This window comes from Promicromonospora sp. NPDC110617 (assembly GCF_055598465.1).
Genome location: NZ_JBVKBM010000001.1, coordinates 306,660 through 331,680 on the forward strand (window position 1 = coordinate 306,660; position 25,021 = coordinate 331,680).

Annotated in this window: 19 protein-coding genes; 15 read left to right on the forward strand and 4 right to left on the reverse strand. The window is 74.1% G+C overall.

Annotated elements, in window-relative coordinates; all coding sequences use genetic code 11:
• Positions 1-124: 124 nt before the first annotated feature.
• The gene (locus ACZ7LE_RS01320) at positions 125-940 is read right to left on the reverse strand and encodes an MBL fold metallo-hydrolase (protein ID WP_470401597.1); all 816 of its coding nucleotides are present in this window, start codon (positions 938-940) and stop codon (positions 125-127) included.
• A 297-nt stretch (positions 941-1,237) separates the two neighbouring features.
• On the opposite strand from ACZ7LE_RS01320, the gene ACZ7LE_RS01325 reads away from it, so the two are divergent.
• Genes ACZ7LE_RS01325 through ACZ7LE_RS01335 form a run of 3 tightly spaced genes read left to right on the forward strand, consistent with a single transcriptional unit; the run spans position 1,238 to position 4,683 of the window.
• Positions 1,238-2,401: a hypothetical protein gene (locus ACZ7LE_RS01325; RefSeq protein WP_470401598.1), complete on the forward strand. Its 1,164-nt coding sequence runs from the start codon at positions 1,238-1,240 to the stop codon at positions 2,399-2,401.
• 57 nt (positions 2,402-2,458) lie between these two features.
• On the forward strand, positions 2,459-4,012 hold the full coding sequence (locus ACZ7LE_RS01330) for a sensor histidine kinase (protein ID WP_470401599.1): 1,554 nt from the start codon (positions 2,459-2,461) through the stop codon (positions 4,010-4,012).
• Entirely contained in the window at positions 4,009-4,683 is a 675-nt protein-coding gene (locus ACZ7LE_RS01335) for a response regulator (protein ID WP_470401600.1), read from the forward strand. The genes ACZ7LE_RS01330 and ACZ7LE_RS01335 overlap by 4 nt, the downstream gene beginning before the upstream one ends.
• 164 nt (positions 4,684-4,847) lie before the next feature.
• Here ACZ7LE_RS01335 and ACZ7LE_RS01340 read toward each other — a convergent pair whose 3' ends face one another.
• Positions 4,848-5,552, reverse strand: coding sequence for a hypothetical protein (locus ACZ7LE_RS01340; RefSeq protein ID WP_470401601.1), 705 nt, complete (start codon positions 5,550-5,552; stop codon positions 4,848-4,850).
• 401 nt (positions 5,553-5,953) lie between these two features.
• Between ACZ7LE_RS01340 and ACZ7LE_RS01345 the strand changes: the two genes are divergently transcribed.
• The 9 genes from ACZ7LE_RS01345 (at position 5,954) to ACZ7LE_RS01385 (ending at position 18,527) form a co-directional block, all read left to right on the forward strand.
• On the forward strand, positions 5,954-6,853 hold the full coding sequence (locus ACZ7LE_RS01345) for an ABC transporter ATP-binding protein (RefSeq protein WP_470401602.1): 900 nt from the start codon (positions 5,954-5,956) through the stop codon (positions 6,851-6,853).
• The gene (locus ACZ7LE_RS01350) at positions 6,850-8,043 is read left to right on the forward strand and encodes an ABC transporter permease (RefSeq protein ID WP_470401603.1); all 1,194 of its coding nucleotides are present in this window, start codon (positions 6,850-6,852) and stop codon (positions 8,041-8,043) included. Before ACZ7LE_RS01345 ends, ACZ7LE_RS01350 begins: the two co-directional genes overlap by 4 nt.
• Complete coding sequence (locus ACZ7LE_RS01355) at positions 8,040-9,812, forward strand: outer membrane protein assembly factor BamB family protein (protein WP_470401604.1); 1,773 nt, start codon at positions 8,040-8,042, stop codon at positions 9,810-9,812. Before ACZ7LE_RS01350 ends, ACZ7LE_RS01355 begins: the two co-directional genes overlap by 4 nt.
• Positions 9,813-9,841: 29 nt before the next feature.
• Complete coding sequence (locus tag ACZ7LE_RS01360; RefSeq protein ID WP_470401605.1) at positions 9,842-11,464, forward strand: outer membrane protein assembly factor BamB family protein; 1,623 nt, start codon at positions 9,842-9,844, stop codon at positions 11,462-11,464.
• Positions 11,465-11,528: 64 nt separating this feature from the next.
• A complete protein-coding gene (locus ACZ7LE_RS01365) occupies positions 11,529-13,250 on the forward strand; it encodes an outer membrane protein assembly factor BamB family protein (RefSeq protein ID WP_470401606.1) in 1,722 nt (573 codons plus the stop codon).
• Between the two features lie 32 nt (positions 13,251-13,282).
• A complete protein-coding gene (locus ACZ7LE_RS01370; RefSeq protein ID WP_470401607.1) occupies positions 13,283-14,953 on the forward strand; it encodes an outer membrane protein assembly factor BamB family protein in 1,671 nt (556 codons plus the stop codon).
• A 65-nt stretch (positions 14,954-15,018) separates the two neighbouring features.
• Complete coding sequence (locus ACZ7LE_RS01375; protein ID WP_470401608.1) at positions 15,019-16,716, forward strand: outer membrane protein assembly factor BamB family protein; 1,698 nt, start codon at positions 15,019-15,021, stop codon at positions 16,714-16,716.
• Between the two features lie 48 nt (positions 16,717-16,764).
• A complete protein-coding gene (locus ACZ7LE_RS01380) occupies positions 16,765-17,550 on the forward strand; it encodes a deoxyribonuclease IV (RefSeq protein WP_470401609.1) in 786 nt (261 codons plus the stop codon).
• Between the two features lie 113 nt (positions 17,551-17,663).
• Entirely contained in the window at positions 17,664-18,527 is an 864-nt protein-coding gene (locus ACZ7LE_RS01385) for an NAD-dependent epimerase/dehydratase family protein (RefSeq protein ID WP_470401610.1), read from the forward strand.
• A gap of 12 nt (positions 18,528-18,539) precedes the next feature.
• On the opposite strand, the gene ACZ7LE_RS01390 is transcribed toward ACZ7LE_RS01385, so the two are convergent.
• The gene (locus ACZ7LE_RS01390) at positions 18,540-19,118 is read right to left on the reverse strand and encodes a TetR/AcrR family transcriptional regulator (protein ID WP_470401611.1); all 579 of its coding nucleotides are present in this window, start codon (positions 19,116-19,118) and stop codon (positions 18,540-18,542) included.
• 152 nt (positions 19,119-19,270) lie between these two features.
• Between ACZ7LE_RS01390 and ACZ7LE_RS01395 the strand changes: the two genes are divergently transcribed.
• The gene (locus ACZ7LE_RS01395) at positions 19,271-19,834 is read left to right on the forward strand and encodes a hypothetical protein (protein WP_470401612.1); all 564 of its coding nucleotides are present in this window, start codon (positions 19,271-19,273) and stop codon (positions 19,832-19,834) included.
• A 1-nt stretch (position 19,835) separates the two neighbouring features.
• Positions 19,836-21,281, forward strand: coding sequence for a dihydrolipoyl dehydrogenase family protein (locus tag ACZ7LE_RS01400; protein ID WP_470401613.1), 1,446 nt, complete (start codon positions 19,836-19,838; stop codon positions 21,279-21,281).
• On the opposite strand, the gene ACZ7LE_RS01405 is transcribed toward ACZ7LE_RS01400, so the two are convergent.
• Complete coding sequence (locus ACZ7LE_RS01405) at positions 21,232-22,203, reverse strand: DNA/RNA non-specific endonuclease (RefSeq protein ID WP_470401614.1); 972 nt, start codon at positions 22,201-22,203, stop codon at positions 21,232-21,234. The two genes, ACZ7LE_RS01400 and ACZ7LE_RS01405, sit on opposite strands and share 50 nt — an antisense overlap.
• A 95-nt stretch (positions 22,204-22,298) precedes the next feature.
• Here ACZ7LE_RS01405 and ACZ7LE_RS01410 point away from each other — a divergent pair, with 95 nt between their 5' ends.
• Positions 22,299-24,986: a phosphoenolpyruvate carboxylase gene (locus ACZ7LE_RS01410; RefSeq protein ID WP_470401615.1), complete on the forward strand. Its 2,688-nt coding sequence runs from the start codon at positions 22,299-22,301 to the stop codon at positions 24,984-24,986.
• The last annotated feature ends 35 nt before the right edge of the window (positions 24,987-25,021 follow it).

Here is a 25,021-nt window from a genome sequence, read left to right on the forward strand (position 1 = left end):
GCGGGCGAGTAATCGGTAGAAGGTCAGGTGGTCGGCAACCCGGGTTGCCGACCACCTGACCTTCTACCGACCACCCTGATCGCGCGGCCGCGCCCGGCCGCGCCCGCCGGCGCCCGCGCCCCGCCTACGTCAGGTGGTCGAAGTCGCCGTTGGTCCAGGCCGCGTGGCGGTCCGCCGAGCGCAGCACGATGTCGCGGGCGTCGACGGGGATCACGCCCCGGAAGTTGTTGTAGAGCCGGTCGAACTCGAACCGCGCCACGTGGTGCGCCACGCGCCGCACTACCGGGCCCGACAGCGGGATCCGGTTCGGGTAGCTGCGCATGAAGGACACCGACGTGCGGTCCGGGTTGGCGAAGATGGTGTCGCCGCTCAGCAGCACGCCCTTGCCGGCCGCGCCGGAGGCCCAGTGTGCCACCGCGGACCCGGGGAAGTGCCCGCCCGGCTGGCTCAGCGTCACGCCGGGCAGGATCTCGCGGTCGCCCTTCCACAGCTCGACGGCGTCGTCGGACCGGGCGAGCCAGCCGGCGTCGGCCTCGCTGACCAGGATCGGCACCCCGCCGAGCCGGCGGCTCCACTCGACCTGCACCCCGTACATGTGCGGGTGGCTCGCCACGATGAACGCCAGCCCGCCGAGCTCGCGCACGGCGTCCACCGCGGCGTCGTCCACGTAGCCGGGCACGTCGAACATGAGGTTGCCCGCCGCGGTCCGGACGATCTTCGCGGTAGGGCCGATGCCGACGTCGGGCACCGTGTTGAGGCCGTACAGGTCCGGCTCCAGCTCCTCGACCGCGATGCTCTCACCCGCTGCCGCGAGCTCCTCCAGCGTGGTCCAGTGCTGGCCGTCGGCGGGCACCCACTGGCGTTCGTCGGCGCAGACGGCGCACACCTCGGGCCGGGACTCGTGCTCCACGCCGCAGGTGCTGCAGATCCAGAACGTCATTCGAGGACTTCCCTTCGTCGGGCCGGTGCTTTGCCACGTCGCGTCAGCCGGTGCTCCGCCACCTTGCGTCACCGTGCCGGCCGTGTCCAGCAATTCTCGTCCGGCCGAGGTCGGTCGCACGTCCGCTGCGGCGTGCCGGACCGGCGCGTCGCGGGTGAAACGTTTCGGATCGCGGCGAGACCTGGTGCGGGCGCGGTCTCGTCCCTACCCTCGTGACCCACCTGGTTCTACAACGTTGTAGTGCCAGGGTTTCATGCACCGAGTCCTGAAGCACCGAGTCCTCAAGGAGGAGTGACCATGGCACCAACGCACCGGCGTCGCCCGCGGCTTCTTGCCGCCGGGGTCGTCGCCCTCTCGACCGTCGTCTCCCTGCTCGCCGGCCCGGCGGTCGCAGCGACCGACGTCGCGGCGCTCGACGTCGCCGCGGCCGACGTCGTGTCCGCCGCAGCCACCACCCAGGCCGCCGCCTGCGGCGACGGCGCCGACGCGCTCGTGACCGGGAGCCAGTCGTCGGGCTTCACGGCCACCTACCGCGGCCGGACCGTTTACCAGGGCGAGTTCTACATCACCGCGATCTGGGCGGCGCTGGGCGCCCTCACGCCGGGCCGCACCAGCCAGGAGAAGGTGTCGGTGATGGCCAGCGCGTGGATCGGCGACAACACGATCGACCTCCCGAGCCACACGGCGTTCGAGGTCTGCGGCACGCTGGCCACCGGGTACGTGGCCGGCCGCGGCGCGATCCAGGCCGTCGGGGTCGAGGACGTCTCGATCCCCTACCTGCGCATGACCGGCGCCCCGTACTTCGGCCTGCGGTTCGCCGACGCGCACGGCCTCCACCTGGGCCAGATCGACCTGCGGATGACCGGTGGCATCGGCATCCGGTTCGAGCGGGACCTGCCCGGCAGCTCCGACGTCCGGATCGACTCCGTCTACGCCTCCGGCATGACGAGCCACGCGATCGAGACGTGGCACATCGACGGTCTGACGATCGGCACGGTCACCGCGCGCGACGTCGGCGAGTCCGGGCTGCTGCTCCAGGGCACCACCGACGCGACCATCGGCACCGTGGACGGCGAGAACGTGGGTACCGGGACCGGCTACGCCACGTTCCGCATGGCCAACGAGAACGGTCCCGGCATCACCGTGGACCGCGTGCGGTCGCGGGGCGGCGGCCGCGGCGTGTTCTGCGTGTCCAACTCGCGAGGGGCGCGCATCGGCTCCGTGGACCTGGCGGGCAACGGCAACAACTCCGTGCTCATCGAGAACTGCTCGGACATCACGATCGCGGGCGGCACCGTCAACGGCGGCGGCGAGGTCCGGCTCGCGGCGCGCACCGAGTTCCCCAACAACCGGAACATCGCCGTCACGCTCCGCGTCGACAACACCACCGTGCGCGAGTCGCCGTGCGGGGAGAACACCACGTGGAACCTGAGCGGCAACGGGTCGTTCACCGTCTGCTGAGCGCGTCTCCGTCGCAAGGCGGAAGCGGCCGTGCCCCCGGTTTCCTACGCTGGGGGCATGGCCGTTGCCCCATCTCAGCCGGATTCCCGGCGCTCCGACGCCGAAACGCGGCGTCCCGACGCCGGTGCCCGGCGGCCCGCCGCGCCATCCGACCGCGCCCGGGCCGCCGCGAGCCGGCTCGCGGACTGGTTCGGTGTCGACGCCGACTGGGAGCGGGTGCCCGCCGGCCAGAAGGCCTACCGCCGGGACCTGCTGCTGGGGGCCGGCTTCGCGGTGTTCGCGGCCCTCTCGATCGAGCTCGGCCTCAGCATGGGCCTGTTCGAGGGCGTCGACCTGCCGATGTGGCTCGTCTACCTGCTCGGTGTCGCCAGCACCCTCCCGCTCGCGTGGCGCCGCCGCTACCCCCTGATCTCGCTGGTGCTCGTGTACGCGGCATGGCTCGGGCTCGGGCTGACCATCCCGTCGGCCACGATGCTCATGCCGATGCAGATCATGTACTTCGTGGCGATGTTCACCGCGGTGGCGTGGGCGCGGGACCGGCGGGCCATGCTCATCGTGGTCAGCGCGTGCACCATGGTGATGCTCGGCTGGGTGGTCTGGATGTTCGCGGTGCAGCAGGGCATCGAGACCATCCTGGACGAGTTCCCGACACCCGCCGACTGGCCCGGCCAGATGGACCCGTACCTCGCCAGCGCCATCTACCAGGTGATCATGAACGTCGCGTTCTTCGGCGGCGCGGTGCTGGCGGGACAGATGCAGTGGAACGCGGCGCGGCGCCGCGACCTGCTCGCGGAGCAGGCCGCCACCATCGAGCGGCAGGGGACCGCCCTGACCGATCAGGCCGTGGTCACCGAACGCATCCGGATCGCGCGCGAGCTGCACGACGTCGTCGCGCACCACGTGTCCGTGATCGGCATCCAGGCGGCCGCCGCCCGCCGCGTGCTGGACCGGGATCCCGCGCGGGCCGCCGAGGCCCTGGCCACGATCGAGCGCGAGTCGCGCGAAGGCGTCACGCAGATGCGGAACCTGGTGGGCACCCTGCGCACGGTGCCTGCCGGCGCTCCTTCCGCCGGGTCGGACGGCGCCTCCCGCGCGCCCGAACCCGGGCTGGCCGACCTCCCGGCGCTGGCCGCCGCCGACGACGACGGGCTGGACACGACGTACCGCCAGGTCGAGGAGCCGCCCGGCGCGGCCGGCGACGTGCCCGATCCCATGGGGCTGAGCCTCTACCGGACCGCCCAGGAGGCGATGGCGAACGTGCGGAAGCACTCGACGGCCCGGTCCGCGACGGTCACGCTCCGCGTGGTCCGCGGCCCGGAGCTGCTGGCGGACGAGCGGTTCCCGTACGGCTACGCGGAGGTGGAGGTGCTCGACGACGGCCGGCCCCGCCACGGGACGTCCGGCTCGGGGCTGGGCCAGCTCGGGATCCGGGAGCGCGTCTCGACGCACCGGGGCGTCGTCGAGATCGGGCCGCGGGCGATCGGTGGGTACCGCGTGCGCGTGCGGCTGCCGCTGCCGGCGCCGGACACCTCGTTTGAGGCCCGGCCCGTCGCCCACCGGGACGCCCGGTCCGCGACCCGGTCCGCCGCCCGGACCGAGGCCACCGGATGACGCGCGTGCTGCTGGTCGACGACCAGGCGCTGGTGCGCTCCGGCTTCTCCCTCATCCTCTCGGTGGAGGACGACCTCGACGTGGTCGGCGAGGCCGGCGACGGCGCGACGGCGATCGAGCTGACGCGCGAGCTGCGCCCCGACATCGTGCTCATGGACGTGCAGATGCCCGTCATGGACGGCATCGAGGCGACGCGCCGCATCGTCGCGGAGGACCTCGCCAAGGTGCTGGTGCTGACCACGTTCGACCACGACGAGTACGTGTTCGACGGCCTCGCGGCCGGCGCCTCCGGGTTCCTGCTGAAGAACTCGGACGCGGAGCACCTCGTGGAGGCCGTCCGCACGGTGGCGGCCGGGCACGCGCTGCTGGCCCCGCAGATCACGCGGCGGGTGATCGAGCAGATGGTGGCGGGGGAGCGGCCGTCGTCGGGCCCGGTGGGCGCCCCGCGCCAGACGGCGAAGCCGGCACCCGCCGGGCTCGCGCTCCTCACCCCGCGCGAGCGGGAGGTGCTGGAGCTGGTCGGCACCGGGCTGTCGAACGCGGAGATCGCCTCGACGCTGTTCCTGGGCGAGGCGACGGTCAAGACGCACGTCTCGAACGTGCTGTCCAAGCTGCACCTGCGCGACCGCGTCCAGGCCGTCGTCCTGTCCCACCGCCTGGGTCTGGTCTGACCAGGCCTGATCCGAACGATCCGAAGTGCGCTTCTACCCAGTCAGCGGGCCCGAAACACAGCTTGTTCCGGGCCGAATGGCTGGGTAGGCGAAGAATGCGCGACCCGACCGCTCGGCCGCGCATTCTTCGATCCGGCATAAACCCCGGAAAAGGACTATTCAGCCTATTCCGCGGAAGGGCTCGCCGAGGGTTCCGGCGACGGGCTCGTCGACGGCTCGGAGGTCGGTTCCGCCGAGGGCTCCGTGGTCGGTTCGGTCGACGGTTCCGGGGTCGGCGTCGGGGTGGGCGACGGCTCCGGGGTCGGCCGCGACGTCGGCTCCACGGAGGGCTCCGGCGTGGGCTCCTCCGACGGCGGGTCGGACGGCTCGGGCGTCGGCTCCGGGGTGGGCGTCGGCGTCGGCGTCGGGGTGGGCGTGGGCGTGGGCCGCGGCGTCGGCTTCTGCGTCGGCGGGGCGGTCGGCTTCGGCGTGGGCTGCGTGGTCGGCCGGGCCGGCGGCACGGGGTTGCCCGCGCCCGGGTTGACGTCCGGGCCCGGGGCGACCGGGCGGTCGCTCGCCGGCGGCTCGTAGGTCTTCCCCGTGTTCGCCGGCGTGCTCTCCTGCGCCGGCGGCGGCATGTACGTGAACGGGTTCTTCTGCGGTGCGGGCTTGCCGTGCACGTCGACCGTCCCGTTCTCGCCGGACCCGGCCACGGGCTCACGCTTCAGCATCATGGGCGGCAGCCCCTGGAGGGTGTCGGCCGACGTGGCCCCCGCCGACGTCAGCCGGTTCTGGTCCTTGCCTGCCGGCTGCACGGCGACGGCGCCCATGATTCCGGCCGTCAGCACCAAGGCCGCGGCCGTTCCTGTGATGAACAAACGCTTGCGCACGCTTCGCTCCCCCTGCGGGTTCAGATGTTGCCCGGTGCCCCTCTGCCACGACGCTCCGGCCCGTGGGGCCGGACCGCCGTTCATCCGCCGGAGTGTCTTGCACATTCCTCCGCGGACGGGCTTTTGAACGGTTCAGGGCCGCCCTTGTTCTGAGCGGCGTTCCGGACGGGACAATACGTGGCAGAACGACGACGGCAACCGGAACGTGTAATACCAGATCAAAGCCCGCGTGCCGGGGTGCATGGTCGGCAGAATGTCGCGAGATCGGTAACTCGTAATGCCGACTTCCTGACATTTTGCCGACCACCACCCCAGACGGCATCGCCGCCCCTCCCTCGGGGGAGCCGGTTCCGACTTCCGGTGGATCCCGCGGGCGACTCGCGGCCCCTAGCGTGAGGGCCATGAGCGATCTGGAGGTGCGGGCACTGACCCGCGTGTTCGCCTCGGGCGACACACCCCGGCGGGCGGTGGACGGCGTGAGCTTCACCGCGTCGTCGGGCCTGCTCACGGGGTTCGTCGGGGGGAACGGTGCCGGCAAGACGACCACCATGCGGATGATCATGGGCGTCCTGGCGATCACGAGCGGCGAGGTGCTGTTCGACGGCGCCCCCGTCACGCGGCACGACCGCCGCGAGTTCGGCTACATGCCCGAGGAGCGCGGCCTCTACCCCAAGCAGCCCGTGCTCGACCAGCTCGTCTACCTGGCGCGGCTGCGCGGCATCGACGCCCCCGCCGCCCGCCGCGAGGTGTTGGAGCACCTCGACCGGCTGGGGCTCGCGGGCCGGGCGAAGGACCACGTGGAGAAGCTGTCGCTCGGCAACCAGCAGCGCGTGCAGATCGTCGCGGCGGTCATGGGGCAGCCCAAGGCACTCGTGCTCGACGAGCCGTTCAGTGGGCTCGACCCCGCCGCCGTCGACGCGATGGCCGACCTGCTGCGCGAGCACACCCGGCGCGGCGTCCCCGTGCTGTTCAGCTCGCACCAGCTCGACCTCGTGGAGCGGCTCTGCGAGCGGCTCGTCATCCTGGGCGGGGGCCGGCTCCTCGCGGACGGCACCCCCGACGACCTGCGCGCCCAGGGCGTGACCCGGCACCGGCTCGTCCTGTCGGGCGACGCCGGCTTCGTGCGCGGCGTGCCCGGCGTCCTCGCCGTCGACGTGGACGGCTCGTCCGCCCTGGTCGAGGTGCACGACGACGCCGCGGCCACCCGCCTCCTGACGGCCGCCCTGGACCGGGGCTCCGTCCAGGAGTTCTCCCCGGTGCGGCCGACGCTGGCCCAGATCTACCGCGAGGTGACCTCATGACGAGTGCGTGGATGCTGGTGGCGACCCGCGAGATCGTGGTGCGCGCGCTCAACAAGGGGTTCCTGGTCGGCCTCGCGATCACCATCGCGATGATCGGCGGGCTGGTCGGCTTCAGCGCCTACATGGACGGGCGCACCGAGTCGTTCGACGTCGCCGTCGTGGCCGGGGACGACGCCGCGCTGACGGCCGTCGAGTCGGCCCGGGACGAGGCGGCGGCGTCGGACCAGAACATCGAGCTCGACGTCGTCCCGGTCGACGACGCGGCCGCCGCCGAGGCGGCCCTCCGGGACGAGACCGCCGACGCCTGGCTCAGCTCCGACGACGGGTCCGGCTGGTCCCTCTCCGGCTGGCGCGAGCCCGACGGCGACCTCGCCGGCCTGCTCGGCACCACCGTGCGCGACCAGGTCATGACCGACCGCGCGACCGGCGCGGGCACCACCATGGAGGCGCTCACGGCGGGCAGCGAGATCGAGACCCAGCGCCTCGACGGCAACCCCGTGGACCCGCAGGTCGTCTTCCTCGCGGGGTTCGTGCTCGCGTTCCTGTTCTTCACGGGTGCGGTCGGCTCGGGCGCGATGATCGCGGGCAGCGTCATCGAGGAGAAGCAGTCCCGGCTGGTCGAGATCATCGCGACCGCCGTCCCGCTGCGGCAGCTCTTGGCGGGCAAGATCATCGGCAGCTCCGTGATCGCACTGGCCCAGAACCTCCTGCTGGCCGCCGTCGGGCTCGTCGGGCTCTCGTTCACCGACCTGTCGGCCGTCCTGCCCGCGATGACGGCCACGATGATCTGGTTCGTCGTCTTCTTCACCGTCGGGTTCGTCGCCGTCGCGGCCCTGTACGCCGTGGCCGGGTCCCTCGCGTCCCGCACGGAGGACCTCCAGTACACGACGACCCCGCTGATGATGCTGCTCATGGGCGTCTACATCGTGACGTTCTCGGCCGACGGCGTGCTCGAACGCGTCCTCTCCTACATCCCGCCCGCGTCCATCGTGTCGATGCCCGTGCGGGTGCTCAACGGGGACGCGCTCTGGTGGGAGCCGATCGTGTCGCTCCTCGTCCTCGTGGTCGCCACCCTGGGCGCCGTGCTGCTCAGCGAGCGCGCCTACCGAGGCGCGCTGATGCAGACCGGCGGCCGCGTCACCTGGAGATCGGCCCTGGCCACGGACCGGGGCACTACCCTCGGGGCGTGACCGAACGCACCCAGCCCGACTCCGCCGCGCCCGGGAGCTCCGACCCCGAGAAGGTGCACACCTTCGACCTGATCGACGAGGTCCCGGGCGCATCCGGCAGGACTGCCGAACCGGACGGCGCCCGTCCGAACGGCGCCGACCCCGACGACGACGGGTCCGGCACCGCGGCCGACCCGGACGGAGAGCCGGCACCGCGGGAACCCGGACGGGTCGCGGTGGCAGTCGCGGGCGCCCGCACCGCCGTCGGGCGGACGGCGCGGCGGGGCGGGGCGGCCGTCCGGCGGCGGCTGCCGACCACCCGCCGGGGCAAGGTGCTGCTGGCGGGCGGCACGGCCGCCGTCGTCGTGCTGGCGGTCGTGGCGGGCGTGCTGGTCGACGGCCGGCTGCGCCACCAGGCGCTGCTGGCCGCCCCGGGCGGTGTGCGGAGCCTGGCGGAGCAGCCCGCCGAGCAGTGGTCCGTCGACCTGGAGGACCCGATCTCGGCGACCCTGGTCGAGATGCCGGGCCTGCTCGCGATCGTCGGGGACGAGCGGGTCCGCGGCGTGGACCCGGCCACGGGCGAGGTGCGCTGGACCGTGCACGTCGGGCAGTACCCGGACTGCGGCCCGGCGGGGCGGCTCGGCGTGGGCGGCCCCGTGTCCGCCGAGCCGGCCGACCCCCTGGTCTGCGTCAGCTCGGGCGGCGACCCGCAGGAGGTGACGGTCATCCAGGCGGACGGCACGACGGCGAGCCGCGAGCTCGAGGACGGCGCCGTGGTCGCCCCGTCCGCCGACGGCACGCTGATCACCTTCGAGCTGACGGGCACGGTGCCGGAGCCGCGACCCGTCGTGGTCGACAAGATGGGCGCCGCCCACCTCCCGAAGGGGTTCACGGGGCCCGACCTGGTGGTCCGCGAGGAGGACGCCGCCACCGGGACGGAGCGCTGGAGCGAGACCGTCGCGTTCGGCGACCCGCTGCCCGAGAGCTGCGTGACCTACGACGACAGCGCGCCGCAGCTGGATGTGGCCGGCGCCCTCGGCTGGACCCTGCTCGACGGCGTCCTGGAGGTGCAGGGCTGCGGCGTCTCCGCCGCGCTCCTGCTCGACGGCACGCGGCTCGACGATCCCGAGGACCCCGCGGACGCCCCGGCCGGCGGCCTGGACACCGCCTCGTTCGCGGCCCTGCCCGACGGCGGCTGGGTGCAGCCCGCGCCGGAGCCCGCCCCCGACGGCGCGCCGCGCGACGCGGTGCACCTCCCGGACGGCGGCGTCGTGACCCTCGACGGCCGGGCCCTCGTGCCGTGGGCCACCGACGGCCGGGACCCGGGGCTGCTGCTGGCCCGCGTGGGCCCGCGGACGAGCGCCGTGTCCACCGACGCGAAGGACGCCGGGGAGGTGCTCTGGACCGTGCCCGACCTCGCCGTCGTCGCGGTGCTGGCCCGGGTGTCCGGCACCGCCGTGGTCATGGACGAGGAGGGCGAGGTGCACGGGATCGACCTCGGCACCGGCGCGGAGCGCTGGACCGTCGACCCGGACGTCCTCTCCACGCACGGCAACGCCTGGACCGTGGAGTCGATGATCTTCGGGGCCTACACGGACGGCGACACCGTGCTGTTCCCGGCGTCCGCGGACCCCGCGGGCGGGTCCTCCGGGCTGCGGCTGCTCGCGATCGACGTCCGGGACGGCTCGGTGCGCTGGGAGGTCGGGCAGGACACGCCCTACACGCAGGTGATCAGCGTGGACGGCTACATCGCACAGATCACCCAGCAGGGTGTGGTGGGTCTCGGCTGACTCGCGGGCAGCGCGAGTAGGCTCCGGCCATGTCGCGGCCTGACCAGCAGGAACCCATCGTCTTCGAGCTGGTCGAGCACTCCGGGCCGGACGCGGGCACCGCACACGGCGATCCGGGCCCGGACGGCTCCCCCGGCCGGCGCGCGGCCTGGCTGCCCCGGCTGTCGCGGCGCACCTGGCTGGTCGCGGCCGCGGTCGTCGCCGTCGTGGTGGGGGGCGTCACCGCCGTCGACCTGGTGCGCGACCACCGGAGGGCCGAGCTGATGCGCACCTCGCCGATCGGGGTGACCTCGCTCGACGACCCGCTCGCGGAGGGCTGGACCGTGCCCTTCGACGTCGCCGCTCCGGCCGGGGGCCAGCCGTTCGTGGACCAGCAGCTCCTGACCATGGACGGGCTGCTGGTGGTGCCCCCGGGCACCACGCGGGGTTTCGTCCAGGACGTCAGCACCGGATCGGCCGATCCCGCCCGGGTCGGCTTCGAGGACCTCGTGGCCGTCGACCCGGGTACGGGCGAGGTCGCGTGGCGGGTGCCCCTGGGCGCGAACCCCGTGTGCGCGCCGTCCGGCTACGACGCGTCGGTGTCGGCCGACGCGCTCGTGTGCGTGCAGGGGCCGGCGGACGCGCGCGAGGTGCTGACCGTGGCGGCGGACGGCGGCACCCGGACCCGGGCGGCGGACCTCGCGGACGGCGAGCAGATCTTCCCCGGGCCGGACGGCGCGGCGGTGCGGGTGGTCCGGACCGGTGGCGCAGCCGAGGACGCGGTGTGCGACCTGGGCGCCTGCACGCCGTCCGTCCTCACCAAGGGCCGCGACGTGCTGGTCACCGCGGAGGACGCCGCGACCGGGGCCGAGCGCTGGACGAGCACCGTCGAGTTCGCACCCGCGGACACGATCAACTGCCAGCAGGTGGGCGACGAGTTCGACCAGGGAAGCGTCGACCCGAACCACGTCACCGTCTACACCAGCGCCGAGAGCGTCACCGTGGACGGCTGCGGCATCTGGGCCGCGCTGTCGATGCGGGGCGTCCGGCTCGACCTCGCGAGCGACGCCGACGCCGAGGCCCAGATCGACGCCCGCACGGGCGTGCCCACGCACGGCTGGGTGACCGAGCTCGGCCCGGACCTCTTCGCCGTCGAGTTCGACCCCATGCGGACCGTCGTCGTGGACGGCGCGGGGAAGGTCCTGCGCACCCTGGACGGCTGGGTGCGGGGCGGGAACGCGTCCCCCGACGCCCCCGACGACCTCTGGTTCGTGACGACCCGGTCGGGCGGCTACGGGTTCGAGGCGGTGCGCGAGGACGGTTCGGTGGCCTGGACGGACCTGAACAGCCGGAGCATCCTGCTCGTCGGCCGTGACGTGGTGGTCGCGGACCGCGGGTCCACGGTGGTCGGGCTGGCCCGGGACACCGGCGAGGAGGTCTGGTCCTGGCAGAGCGGTGACATGGCGGGCCTGTCCCGGTACCGCGCGCTGACCGACGGCGAGACCGTGGTCCTGGAGCACCAGCGACAGGAAGGCTCCGGTCCGGGTGTGCTCGTCGCGCTCGACCTCGGCACGGGCGAGCAGGTCTGGGACGCGCCGCTCGCGGGTTCCGCCGTCGCCGTGGACGGGCACGTCGTGGAGGTCGGTCCGGAGGGCCTGGCCGGCCTCGGATGACCTGCCGCGAGGGACCTCCCGCGAGGGGCTGATCCGAGGCCTCGGGCGGCGTTACGCTCGCCGCATGGCGCGCGACCCGGACGAGGGCGCTGCGTACGTCTTCGACCTGGTCGACGACGACGCGGCCGATCCGGGCGTGCTGCCGGGCGCGACCCCGGCGGGTGCCCCGGACGGCCAGGATCCGGCCGACGGCCGGCCCGGTGCGGACGGTACCGGCACCGCCGTCCGGGCGGGCGGGCCGGCGCCGTCGGGCGGCCAGGTCGTGACGTGGCGCCGTGCGGCGCCGGTCCTGGCGCTGCTGGCGGTGGCGCTGGGCACGGGCCTGGCGGTCGACGGCGCGCGCGACGCCGCCCGGATGGAACGGATGCGCGACGTCCCCGGGGGTGTCGCGGACCTGTCCGCACCGCTCGACGAGACCTGGGCCTGGCAGGGCAAGGTCGACCTCGGCGAGGGCATGACCGACGTCGCGGTGCTCGGCGGCGACCTGGTGTTCGAGTCGGAGGGCGAGCTGGTCGCGCTGGACCCGGCCACGGGCGAGGAGTCCTGGACCGTCGAGCTCGGCGCGGGCCCGGAGTGCGGCCCCACGGTGTCGCCGGTGTGGGACGACCCGCGGACGCCGGCGCTCGTCTGCCTCCAGGAGCGCGGCCGCGAGACCGAGGTGGTCGTGGTGCGGCCCGGCGGCGCGACGTCGGCCCCGCGCCTGCTTCCCGCCGCGGACGCCGCCCGGTACGGGCAGCCGCACACCGGGCCGGACGGGACCGTGCTGCGCGCGCGGCGCGTCGGGCCCGAGACACCGCTGGGCGAGGACGTCCGGTGCGACGAGTCGGGCGACTGCACCGGGCGGATCGTCGACGGGCGCGACCTGGTGCTCCGGGCCGAGGACGCCGTCACGGGCGAGGAGCGCTGGAGCGTGACCGTGCCGTTCCGCGCCACGGAGGCCGGCCAGTGCACCAGCACGTTCAGCGCGGCCTGGGGCAGCTCGGAGAACCGCATCCACCTCAGCGGGCAGCTCGCCCCCGAGGCCTTCGGGGCCCGCGTCCGGGCCGGCCTCGTGAACGTGGAGGGCTGCGGCGTCCAGGCCGCCGTCACGTCGTCCGGCACGCTGCTCGGCAGCCGGCTCGAACCGGGTGCGAGCGTGGTGGGGCGGCTCGACACCGGCGGGTACCTGGGGATGACCTGGGACGACGTGACGCGCACCCTCCTGTACGACGCCGACGGTGCGACCACGGGTGAGGTCAGCGGGTACGTGATCGCCCCGAGGTCCACGGACGAGGCCGGCCCGGCCACCCTGCTCGCGATCGACGAGCCGGGTCGGCGCCTGTCGGCCCACGAGGCCGACGGGACGGAGCGCTGGGACATCACGCTCCAGTCCGGCGGGCAGGAGTTCGTCGCACAGGTGGGCGAGACGGCGGTGATCACCACCGGGGCGGGGACGGTCCGGGGCCTGGACCTGGCGACCGGCGAGGAGCGGTGGACCTGGGACGGCTCGGACCCCGACGTGACGGCCGAGGGTGGCTACTTCGGCACCGCCTACGTGGTCCAGTCGTTCACCGACGGCGAGGTCGTGCTCCTGCTGGCCGAGGGCAACGGCAGCGTGGCGCGGGGCATGGTGGCGCTCGACGCGGGCACGGGCGAGGTGGTCTGGGACGAGGCCGGCGGCAGGCCGGGCACCACGCTCGACCCGCACGACGGCGACATCGTGCGGCAGGGGGTCACGGGCGACCTGATCGCGGTGGACGGACACCTGATGGAGGTCGGGTCGGTCGGCGTCCGCGGTCTCGGGTGAGCCGGAGGCGGCTCCGGCATACCCTCGATCTCATGGCGCGAGAACCGGGCGAGGGCGGTCGGCTCGTCTTCGACCTGGTCGACGACACCGCGGTAGCCGCGGCGCCCGGAACAGGGCCCGGCTCCGACGACCTGCCCCTCCCGGACGACGGCGCGGGCCCCGACGCGGCCGGCCCGTGGCCGGCGTCCGGCGCCTCGAACGGGCGGCTGCGTGTCCTCGTGCCGGTCGCCGCGGTGCTCGCCGTCGTGCTCGGGACGGGCCTGGCCGTCGAGGGCGCGCGGGACGGGGCGCGGATCGAGCGGATGCGCGAGGTCAGCGGCGGGGTCGCGGACGTGTCCGGCCCGCTGGCGGAGACGTGGCGGTGGGAGGGCCTGGTCGGGTCCCGGGCGGCGATCGACGAGGGGCGCGGCAACGAGGTGGCCGTGCTCGGCGACGTCCTGGTGTTCGAGTCCGACGGCGAGCTCGTCGCGCTGCGCCCGGCGACGGGTGAGGAGGCGTGGACCGTGCCGCTCGGGGAGAACCCGGACTGCGGCCCGTTCGGGGCCGCGGGCTGGGCCCGGACGACCACCCCGTCCCTGGTGTGCCTGGAGGGCTCCGGCGCGGACCGGGCGGCAACGACGGTCGGCCCCGACGGCGTCGTCTCGGCCCGGCGGGAGCTTCCGGCCGCGGACACCGACCGCTTCGGGCTGCCCCGGCCCGGGCCGGACGGCACCGTCCTGCGGGCCCGGCGGGCGGGGCCCGGGTCGGCCGTGGACCTGGGCGACGCACGGTGCACGGACACGGGCGAGTGCTCCGGCACGGTGGTGGACGGCCAGGGCCTCGCGCTCCGCGCCGAGGACGCCGTCACGGGCACCGAGCGTTGGAGCACGGTCGTGCGCTTCCGGCCCACCCGGGCCGACCAGTGCAACAACTGGCTCGGCTCGTCCTGGGACGGCGGCGGCAACGCCGTGGACCTCGCGCAGATGATCGACCCGCGGGCCTTCGGCGCGCGGATCGGCGCCGACCTCGTGCAGCTCTACGGCTGCGGCATCGAGACGGCCGTCACCCCGGGCGGGGTGCCGCTCGGCACGGAGATCGAGCCGGGGACGGGCGGGGTGAGCAGCCTCGTCTCGGGCGGGTACACCGAGTTCACCTTCGAGGGCATGGTGCGGACGGTCCTGTACTCCGGCGACGGGGCCGTCGTCGGCGAGATCGAGGGGCACGCGCTGGAACCGGGGGTGACGGACGGCGAGGGGCCCGGCGTGCTGCTGGCCATGGACACGGCCGGTCCGCGGCTGCGGGCCTACGAGACCGACGGCACGCCCCGCTGGGACGCCGCGACGCGCGCGGGCGGCCAGTTCTTCTTCCTCGCCCAGGTGGCCGGGACGATACTCGTCATGACCGTGGCCGGGGACGTGCGGGGCCTGGATGCCGCGACCGGCGAGACGCGCTGGGTGTGGGACGACACCGACGGCCGGTACCTGGAGGGACTCTTCGTGTCCCGCACGTTCACGGACGGCGAGTCGGTGCTGCTGCTCACCGAGGACGGGTCCGGCGGCGCGGGGCTGGTGGCGCTGGACGCGGTCTCGGGCCAGGTCGTCTGGGAGCAGCACGGCGACGCGACGGTCACCAGCGGCATGTACCAGAGGTTCGACACCTCGCACGTCGCCGTGGACGGACACCTGCTGGAGGTCACGCCGTCGGGCGTCCGCGGCCTGGGCTGAGCGGGCGGCACGGGCGGCCCGCGCTCTGGGTGAGCGGACGGCCCGTGCGGCATACGCTCGGTGGTATGGCTCGTCACGCGGACGACGACGACGCTGTCGTCTTCGACCTGGTCGACGACGGGGGACGCCGGGCCGCGCCGCCCGTCCCGCCGTCGGCCGAGGGCGAGAGCGTGACCGAGGCCGAGGCCGAGGCCGAGGGTGAGAGCGGCCCGACGGTCGACGCGGCACGTCCGGCGGGCGACCCCGCGCGGACCGCCGTCCGGCGGCGGCGCACGCTCGTGGGCGTCGTCGTGGTCGCGGCGGTGCTGGGCACCGGGCTCGTCGTCGACGGCGTGCGCGACGCCGCGCGGGCCGCGCAGATCAGGTCGGTGCGCGGCGGCGTCGTGGACGTGTCCGCGCCGCTCGACGAGGTGTGGGCGTGGACGGGCGCCGTCGGCTCGCGCCGGGCGTTCGTGCAGGGGGAGGGCAACCAGGTCGCCGCTCTCGGCCCCTACCTGGCCTTCGAGTCCGGCGACGGCCTGCTGGCCCTGCGCGCGGCCACCGGCGAGGAGGAGTGGACCGTACCGCTCGGCGACGACCCGGACTGCGGGCCGACCGGCTATCTGGGCTGGTCGGAGGTGGCGACCGACGTCCTGGTCTGCCTCCAGGGCTCCGGGCCCGAGCGCGAGGCCTTCACCGTGGGTCCCGACGGCGTGCCGTCCGCGCCGCGCACGCTCGACGCCGGGGACGAGCAGCGGTACGGGTACGCCCGTCCCGGCCCTGAGGGGACCGTGCTGCGCGCCCGGCGGATCGGGCCCGAGCCGGCGGACGGGAACGGCGCTCAGTGCCCGGACGAGGGGGAGTGCAGCGGGACGGTCGCGGCGGGCCGGGACCTGCTGCTGCGCGCCGAGGACGCCCTGACGGGTGCGGAGCGCTGGAGCGTCGTCGTCCCCTTCCGAGCAATGGCGGCCGAGGGCTGCCGGGCCGGTCCCTTCCTGTCCTGGGACCGGAGGGACGACATCGTGCGGTCGGGCGAGCACCTCGACCCCGAGGGGTTCGGCGCGCGGATCGAGCCGGGCCTCGTGCAGATGTGGGGATGCGGATTCCGGGCCGGCGTCACCGCGGACGGCGCCGTGCTGATGATGGAGGGCGTGCCGGGGTTCGCGTCGGTGGTCGGCCTGGACACGGGCGGGTACGTCGCGCAGACGATCGCCCAGCGGTACGCCGGCCGGATGGACAGCGCGCTCTACTCCCCGGACGGCGAGGCGGTCAGGAAGGTCGCCGGGACCCTGAACCGCCCGGAGACCACGGACGACCCCGGTGCGGCCACGCTCCTCTCGACGGAACCGCCCGGCGGGCACCTGCGGTCGTACGCGGCGGACGGGACGCAGCGCTGGGACGTCGCGGTACGGGACGGCACGGCCCAGTTCCTCGCCCAGGTGGACCGGACCGTGGTGACGACCACCTGGGCGGGCGGCGTGCGCGGGCTGGACCTCGACTCGGGCGCGGTCCGCTGGACGTGGCGCACGCAGGGCGGCCTGTACGACTGGCCGTACGAGAGCAGCTACGTGTCCCAGGCCTTCACCGACGGGCAGTCGCTCCTGCTGCTCCTGGAGAGCGGGAGCGGCGACCAGGGCCTCGTGTCGCTCGACGTGGCCTCGGGCGAGCTGGTCTGGGACGGGACCTCGTCGCACCTCCTCACCCCGAAGCCGGACACGATGCTGCTCGCGGTGGACGGTAACCTGCTGGAGGTCTCGTTGGACGGGGTCCGCCGGCTGGGCTGATCCGCGCCGCCGCCGCCGGATGTCGGTGAGCCGTCCTAGGGTGGGCCCATGGTGAGAATCGGCGCGCACGTTGACCTGGCCGACGCGATCGGGGCGGCCAAGGCGCTCGACGCGGACGCGGTGCAGGTGTTCCTCAGCGACCCGCAGGCCTGGAAGGTCCCGGACCTGCCGTACGAGGGCGGTGCGGAGGCGCTCCGGGCCGACGCCGCGGCGGCCGGTCTCGACCTCTACGTGCACGCGCCGTACGTGATCAACGTGGCGTCGACCAACAACCGGATCCGGATCCCGAGCCGCAAGCTGCTGCAGCAGATCATGGACGGGGCGTCGGCGATCGGCGCCAAGGGCGTCGTGGTGCACGGCGGGCACGTCACCGCGAACGACGAGCCGGCCAAGGGCTTCGACAACTGGCGCAAGGCCATCGACGCGCTGGAGACCGACGTCCCGGTGCTCATCGAGAACACCGCGGGCGGCGACTACTCGATGGCCCGCCGGCTGGAGCGCATCGAGCAGCTCTGGGCCGCGGTGACCGCGGCGAACGGCGGGGACGCCGTCGGCTTCACGCTCGACACCTGCCATGCGTGGGCCGGGGGCATCGACCTCGCGACGGCCGCCGACCAGATCCGGGCGATCACGGGCCGCATCGACCTGGTGCACGCCAACGACTCGCGCGACGACGCCGGTTCGGGCGCGGACCGGCACATCAACTTCGGCCGGGGCCTGATCCCCGAGGAGCTGCTGGTGGGCGTGATCGCCGCCGCGGGTGCCCCTGTCATCTGCGAGACCAAGGGCGACATGGCCCCGGACATCGCGTGGCTGCGGGAGCGCCTGGGCTGACGCCGGCTGGTCGAGCCGACTCGCCGGCCGAGCTGACTCGCCGGCCGAGCCGACTCGGTGGTCGAGCCGACTCGCTGGTCGAGCTTGTCGAGACCACCTGGCAGGATCGGACCATGGCGACGACGCAGCGGGTAGTGGTCACGGGCGCGAGCGGCAAGCTCGGCCGGTTCGTGGTGGAGCACCTGGTGGACTCCGGGTACGACGTGGTCGCGACCGACCGCGTGGCGCCCGAGCCCGGCAGCCCCGGTGACTTCACGGTCGCGGACCTGACCGACCTGGGCCAGGTGGTCGAGCTCCTGTCCGGCGTGGACGAGGGGCACGCGGCCGACGCCGTCGTGCACCTCTCCGCGATCCCCGCGCCCGGCCTGGCCACCAACGCCGCGACCTTCCGCAACAACGTGCCGAGCACGTACAACGTGCTGCGGGCCGCCCAGGTGCTGGGCGTCCGGAACGTCGTGACGGCCTCCTCCGAGACCGTGCTCGGCCTGCCGTTCGACGTGCCGCCGCCGTACATCCCGGTGGACGAGGAGTACGACGTGCTGCCGCAGTCCACCTACTCCCTCGGCAAGTCGCTCGAGGAGGAGATGGCCCGGCACTTCACGCGCTGGGACCCGGAGCTCAAGGTGGCCGCGCTGCGGTTCTCCAACGTGATGCGCCCGGAGGACTACGCCCGCTTCCCGTCCTGGCAGGACGACGCCGCGGCCCGGCGCTGGAACCTGTGGGGCTACATCGACGGGCGCGACGGGGCGCAGGCGGTGCGCCGCGCGCTGGAGGCCGACTTCACGGGGTTCGAGGCGTTCGTGATCGCCAACGACGACACCGTGATGGAGCGGGACTCGGCCGACCTGGTGGCCGAGCAGTTCCCCGACGTCCCGGTGCGCCGCCCGCTGCAGGGGCGCGAGACGCTGCTGAGCATCGACAAGGCCCGCCGGGTCCTGGGCTACGCGCCGCGACACCGCTGGCAGGACGAGGTCTGACGTCGGCGGCCGCTACGCCTCGGCGGCCGCGCGGGGTGCGCTGCCGACGACGGCGCGGCAGCTCCGCAGGAACGAGGCGCCGACCCGCGACGGGTCGCCGAGGTAGCCCGCGACCATGACGCCGTCGCGGAGCAGCATCAGGTCCTCCGCGACCGCGGCCGGCTCGGCGAGCCCCAGGGGGGCCACGAGCCGCTCGAACGCGCGCACCCACCACCCGCGGTGCTCGTCGACGACCTTGCGGACGGGACTGTCGGGATCGGGGTACTCGGCCGCGGCGTTGATGAACGGGCACCCGCGGAAGTCGGGCTCGCACGCCATGGCCCCGGTGTGCCCGGCCATCAGGCTCAGCGAGACGTCGACGTCGCCGTCGCCATGGGCGATGGCCGCGTCCACCCCGGCACGCTCCTGCGCCGCCCGGTGCTCCAGGTAGGCGACGACGAGGTCGTCCTTGCTCTGGAAGTGCCGGTAGAACGTCACCTTCGTGGTGCCGGCGCGCTCGATCACCTTGTCCACGCTCACGGCACGCAGGCCGTGCGCGTAGAAGAGCTCGTTCGCCGCCTCGATCAGGCGGTCTGACATTGATCCGCGCACGGTCGTGATCATACGTGGCCCCTCTCGCCCGTCCTCTTGCGCAAGTCGCCCGAGGATGTGTACTGTCTCGATAGGTAGAGTTACTAGTAAGTCTACCTAGACAAATGGTCGGGCGGATCCATTCCCGCCCGCCGCTACCGAGGGGAACTCACATGTCCACCACCGTGGAACCAACGTCGGCCGTCGCCACGGCCCGCGCGCTGCGGAACCTGTACTTCGTCCGGTTCGGCTTCGCGATCGTCTGGGCAGCCCTGCTCTTCGTCGTCGGGGGCAGCCTGGGCCCGGTCACGATCGGCCTGCTGGTGCTGTACCCGCTGTTCGACGTCGCGGCCGCCGTGACCGACTTCCGGTCCTCGAAGGCCGCGCGCCCCACGGTGGGCCTGTACTTCAACATGGCGCTGAGCCTGGCCACGGCCATCGGCCTGGGCGTCGCGGTCACCTCCGGCATCCCCGCCGTGCTGCGGGTCTGGGGCGTCTGGGCGATCACGGCCGGCCTCGTGCAGCTCATCGTCGCGATCCGGCGCTACAAGCTCGGCGGCCAGTGGGCCATGATCCTCAGCGGCGGCATCTCGGTGTTCGCCGGCACGGGCTTCTTCATGATGTCGGGCGGGGACGTCCCGGCCCTGAGCGGGCTGGCCGGATACGCCACGCTCGGTGGAATCTTCTTCCTGGTCTCGGCGTTGCGCCTGGGCCGCGTCATCAAGAAGGAGAGCTGACATGACCGAGAACGTCTACGACGTCGTCGTCATCGGTGCCGGACCCGTCGGTGAGAACGTCGCCGACCGCGTGGTCCAGGGCGGCCTGACCGCCGCGATCGTGGAGCGCGAGCTCGTGGGCGGGGAGTGCTCGTACTGGGCCTGCATGCCCACCAAGGCCCTCCTGCGCGACGCCGCCGCGCTGCGCGCGGTCCGGAGCCTGCCGGGCGCCGGTGCCGCCGTGACCGGGAAGCTGGACCCCGCCGCCGTGTTCGCCCGTCGTGACGAGTTCGCGGCGCACTGGCACGACGACGGCCAGGTCGACTGGCTGCAGGGCGCCGGGATCTCGCTGTTCCGCGGCGCCGGCCGCATCAGCGCCACCCGCACCGTCGAGGTGACGGACGCCGACGGCGGCACGACCGTGCTGCGGGCCCGGCACGCCGTCGTCGTCGCGACCGGCAGCAGCGCCGTCGTCCCGCCGATCCCCGGCCTGGCCGACGCCGCGCCGTGGACCAGCCGCGAGGCCGCGTCCGCGCAGGCCGTCCCCGGACGGCTCGCGGTCATCGGCGGCGGCGTCGTGGGGACCGAGATGGCCACCGCGTTCGCCGCCCTCGGCGCGCAGGTCACGATGATCGCCCGCGACGGGCTGCTGCCCAGCGTGGAGTCGTTCGCGAGCGAGCTCGTGGCCGAGTCGCTCAAGGCGGAAGGGGTGGCGCTGCACCTGCGTACCCAGCCGGTGGACGTCCGACGGGACGAGCAGGGCACGGTGCACGTCGCGCTCGCGGACGGCACGAACGTCACCGCCGACGAGGTGCTGGTCGCGACCGGTCGCCGGCCCAGCACGGAATCGATCGGCCTGGAGAACGTCGGGCTCACCCCCGGGGACTGGCTCGCGGTCGACGACTCCCTGCGGGTGCTCGGCGCCGACGGCGTGCCGGTCGGCGACGGCTGGCTCTACGCCGCAGGCGACGTCAACCGCCGCGCGCTCCTGACGCACCAGGGCAAGTACCAGGCACGGGCCGTGGGCGACGCCATCGCCGCACGCGCCAACGGCACCCCGGTCGACGTCGCTCCCTGGGGCCGGCACGCCGCCACGGCCGACGAGCGCGCCGTGCCGCAGGTGATCTTCACCGACCCCGAGATCGCGAGCGTCGGTCACACCGCCGCCTCCGCCGAGGCCGCGGGGCTGCGCGTGCGCTCCGTCGAGTACGACCTGGGCGCTGTCGCCGGTGCCTCGCTGCACGCCGACGGGTACACGGGCCGGGCCGCCATGGTCGTCGACGAGGACCGCAAGGTGCTCGTCGGGTTCACCGCGGTGGGCCCCGACGTGGCCGAGCTGCTCCACGCGGCGACGATCGCGATCACCGCCGAGGTGCCGATCGACCGGCTGTGGCACGCCGTGCCCGCCTACCCCACCGTCAGCGAGGTGTGGCTCCGGCTCCTCGAGACCTACGGGCGGTCGGCGTAGGCGGGACGCGGCCGGGCAGGGCGATCTGGTCGGGGGTCCGGATCTCCGACCACGCCCGTGCCCGCGGGAGCCGGTGGATCGTGATGTCCGTGGGCCGCTCGCCCGCCGGCTCCGCAGGCGGCACGGCGAGCACGTCCGCGCCGGCCAGGGGGCCGAGGTCCAGCCGCGTCAGCGCCGCGACGTCGCGCACCGGCACCTGGTAGGTGCGGAACGGGCCGAGCGGCGGGACCTCGTCCCTGGCCAGGGCCTGGGCGGTGATCTCGTACAGCCGGGCGTCGTCGAGCTGGGGCGTCTGGTCCAGCACGAACGCCGTCGCCCGCAGGGCACCGGGCGCGGTGCCGGCGGGGACGGGCGTGCCGGGCAGGCCGGGCGTGCCGGCCGGGTCCACCCAGGCGACGACCTTCCAGAACAGGCGCGGGAGGCGGACCCCGCGGTACGGCGGGTCGTCGGCGGCGAAGACGGGACCGGTGTGGACCGCCAGGCGGTGGTCGTGGGCCGCTGCGTACCGCAGCACGTGGTCCTCCAGCCCGTTCCAGAGCTCCTTGGACTGGTTGAACCTGTTCACCTGCGGCGCCGCGTTGGTGTAGGTGAACGTGTCGTGGTTGGCGCGCGCGGCCGTCTCGGCGTCACCCCAGACGGGGTCGAGACGGCGCACGAGGTGGCCGCGGTCCAGCGGGTTGCCCGCGTAGAGCTCGCCCCCGGCCTGCTCACCGCTCGGCACGCGGGAGTCCAGGCGCCAGCGGCCCGAGCGGCGCAACGCCTGGAGCGTGGCGCCGTCGATCGTGCAGGCCGTGGCTGCGGCGAGCCGGCGGACCGGGTCGAGCAGCACGGAGAAGTGGGTGTAGTCGAGCACGCGCAGCTCGACCGGGGAGACGGGGAGCGCGACGCCGAAACCGAGGAACTGTGCGTCATATCCGGTCACAGGCCGACAGCCAACCAGAGTGAGCCAGGTCATGGCCAGACCAACAATCGGACGCGGTGGACGCCGGAAGGCAATCTCGTCCTAGGCTCTAGCCCGTGAGTGAATCAACTCAGACCGTCCGCGGCAACGCCCGGCACGAGGTACCTGACCCGCTGCGCGAGGACGTGCGCCTGCTCGGCGGCCTTCTCGGCAGGATTCTCCGTGAGGACGGGGGGCAGGACCTGCTGGACGACGTCGAACGTCTCCGCGAGCTGACGATCCGCGCCTACGGTGACCCGTCGCCGCACGCGCTGGACGAGGCCGCCGAGGTCGTGGCGTCGTTCTCCGTGGAGCGCGCCGAGCAGGTCGCCCGCGCGTTCACCTGCTACTTCCACCTCGCGAACCTCGCGGAGGAGTACCACCGGGTGCGCGTGCTGCGCGCCCGCGAGGCCGAGACGACCACCGGACCGGCGGTCCTGGAGGACACGATCCCCGCGGCGTTCGCGCGGCTCACCGAGGAGGTGGGCCGGGACGAGGCGCTGCGCCGACTCGGCGACCTGGAGTTCCGGCCGGTGCTCACCGCGCACCCGACCGAGGCCCGCCGTCGGGCCATCAGCGGGACCATCCGCCGCATCTCGGACCTCCTGGCCGAGCGGGACATGCGCCGGCTCGGCGGGGTGACCCTCGCGGAGAACGAGCGGCGCATCCTCGCCGAGATCGACACCATGTGGCGCACCGCGCCCGTGCGGACCAGCAAGCCGTCCGTGATCGACGAGGTCAAGACGGTCATGGGCGTGTTCGACGCCGTGCTCGTCGACGTGTTCGGCGACGTGTACCGGCGGCTCGACGACTGGCTCCTGGCCGAGGACGCCGGCCGCGTGGCCCCCGTGGCCAAGCCGTTCGTGAAGCTCGGGACCTGGATCGGCGGCGACCGCGACGGCAACCCGAACGTCACCGCCGAGGTCACGCGCCAGGCCGCGGGCCTGGCCGCCGAGCACGCCCTCGCGGCGCTCGAGAGCCTCGCGGTCGAGACCGGGCGCAAGCTGACGCTCGACGCCGAGGGCACCACGCCGTCGTCGGACCTGAACGCGCTCTGGCGGCGCATCCGGCTCATCTCCGAGGAGGTGGCCCGGCGCTCCGAGGAGGCGTCGCCGAACGAACCCCACCGTGCGGTCATGCTGGCGATCGCGGAGCGCATCGCCGCGACCCGCACCCGCGACGCCGACCTCGCGTACGCGAACGCGGAGCAGCTCGAGGCGGACCTGCTCGTGGTGCAGGACTCGCTGGTGGCGACCGGCGCGGCGCGGGCCGCGTACGGCGACCTGCAGCGGCTGGTCTGGCAGGTGCAGACCTTCGGGTTCCACCTGGCGGAGCTCGAGGTGCGGCAGCACTCGCAGGTGCACGCGGCGGCGCTCGCCGAGATCCGCGAGCTCGGGGTCGACGGCGCGCTCGGCGAGAAGACACGCGAGGTGCTGGACACCTACCGGGCCCTCGGCGCGATCCAGAGCCGGTTCGGCGAGCGGGCCGCGCGGCGCTACATCGTCTCGTTCACGCAGGCGCCGGAGCACCTTGCCGCCGTCTACGAGCTGGCGGCGTACGCCTTCGCGGACGACCCGGACGGCGCGCCCGTGATCGACGCCATCCCGCTGTTCGAGACCTTCGCGGACCTGCAGAACTCGGTGCCGATCCTCGACTCGATGCTGACGCTGCCCGCGGTGCAGAAGCGCCTGGCCGAGAACGGCCGCCGCGTCGAGGTCATGCTCGGCTACTCGGACTCGTCCAAGGACGTGGGCCCGGTGGCGGCCACGCTCGCGCTCCACGACGCGCAGTCGCGCATCGCGGAGTGGGCGCGGTCCAACGACCTGAAGCTCACCCTGTTCCACGGCCGTGGCGGTGCGCTCGGCCGCGGCGGCGGCCCCGCCAACCGCGCCGTGCTCGCGCAGCCGCCGCACTCGGTGGACGGCCGGTTCAAGCTGACCGAGCAGGGCGAGGTCATCCTGGCCCGCTACGGCGACCCGGTCATCGCGTCCCGGCACATCGAGCAGGTCGCCGCGGCGACGCTGCTGGCCTCCGCGCCGTCCGTCGAGGCGGTCAACGAGAGCGCGACGGCCAAGTTCGCCGGGCTCGCCGAGTCCCTCGACGCGACGTCCCGCGCCAGGTTCCACGAGCTCGTGAAGGCCGACGGGTTCCCGCAGTGGTTCGCGCAGGTGACGCCCCTGGAGGAGGTCGGGCTGCTGCCGATCGGGTCGCGCCCCGCCAAGCGCGGCCTGTCGGTCAACTCGCTCGACGACCTGCGGGCCATCCCCTGGGTCTTCTCCTGGTCGCAGGCCCGCATCAACCTCGCCGGCTGGTTCGGCCTGGGCACGGCGCTGGCCACGGCCGGCGACGTCGAGCTGCTGCGCGCGGCGCGCGCCGAGTGGCCGCTGTTCGCGACGATGCTCGACAACGTCGAGATGTCGCTCGCCAAGACCGACGAGCGGATCGCCGCGCAGTACCTGGCCCTGGGCTCGCGCGACGACCTCGCCGAGATGGTGCTCGACGAGCTGCGTCTCACCCGGGAGTGGGTGCTGAAGATCAGCGGCAACGAGTGGCCGCTCGCGTCCAAGCGCGTGCTCGGCCGCGCCGTGCAGCTCCGGTCGCCCTACGTCGACGCCCTCTCGCTGCTGCAGGTCCGCGCGCTGCGCGGGCTGCGCACCGGGTCCGACGGCGGCTCCGCGGTGGACGGCGGCTACGCCGGCCGGCTGCAGCACCTGCTACTGCTCACGGTCAACGGCGTCTCGGCGGGCCTGCAGAACACGGGGTGAGCTGGGCCGGCTGGCCGGCCGGCTGGCCGGTGGTT

Bases quoted from the DNA above. Each gene is read 5' to 3' on its own strand.
- ACZ7LE_RS01320 (WP_470401597.1), bottom strand. From the start codon at position 940: ATGACGTTCTGGATCTGCAGCACCTGCGGCGTGGAGCACGAGTCCCGG.
- ACZ7LE_RS01400 (WP_470401613.1), top strand. From the start codon at position 19,836: ATGACCGAGAACGTCTACGACGTCGTCGTCATCGGTGCCGGACCCGTC.
- ACZ7LE_RS01385 (WP_470401610.1), top strand. From the start codon at position 17,664: ATGGCGACGACGCAGCGGGTAGTGGTCACGGGCGCGAGCGGCAAGCTC.
- ACZ7LE_RS01360 (WP_470401605.1), top strand. From the start codon at position 9,842: ATGTCGCGGCCTGACCAGCAGGAACCCATCGTCTTCGAGCTGGTCGAG.
- ACZ7LE_RS01350 (WP_470401603.1), top strand. From the start codon at position 6,850: ATGACGAGTGCGTGGATGCTGGTGGCGACCCGCGAGATCGTGGTGCGC.
- ACZ7LE_RS01365 (WP_470401606.1), top strand. From the start codon at position 11,529: ATGGCGCGCGACCCGGACGAGGGCGCTGCGTACGTCTTCGACCTGGTC.
- ACZ7LE_RS01370 (WP_470401607.1), top strand. From the start codon at position 13,283: ATGGCGCGAGAACCGGGCGAGGGCGGTCGGCTCGTCTTCGACCTGGTC.
- ACZ7LE_RS01330 (WP_470401599.1), top strand. From the start codon at position 2,459: ATGGCCGTTGCCCCATCTCAGCCGGATTCCCGGCGCTCCGACGCCGAA.
- ACZ7LE_RS01325 (WP_470401598.1), top strand. From the start codon at position 1,238: ATGGCACCAACGCACCGGCGTCGCCCGCGGCTTCTTGCCGCCGGGGTC.
- ACZ7LE_RS01375 (WP_470401608.1), top strand. From the start codon at position 15,019: ATGGCTCGTCACGCGGACGACGACGACGCTGTCGTCTTCGACCTGGTC.
- ACZ7LE_RS01335 (WP_470401600.1), top strand. From the start codon at position 4,009: ATGACGCGCGTGCTGCTGGTCGACGACCAGGCGCTGGTGCGCTCCGGC.
- ACZ7LE_RS01345 (WP_470401602.1), top strand. From the start codon at position 5,954: ATGAGCGATCTGGAGGTGCGGGCACTGACCCGCGTGTTCGCCTCGGGC.
- ACZ7LE_RS01380 (WP_470401609.1), top strand. From the start codon at position 16,765: ATGGTGAGAATCGGCGCGCACGTTGACCTGGCCGACGCGATCGGGGCG.
- ACZ7LE_RS01395 (WP_470401612.1), top strand. From the start codon at position 19,271: ATGTCCACCACCGTGGAACCAACGTCGGCCGTCGCCACGGCCCGCGCG.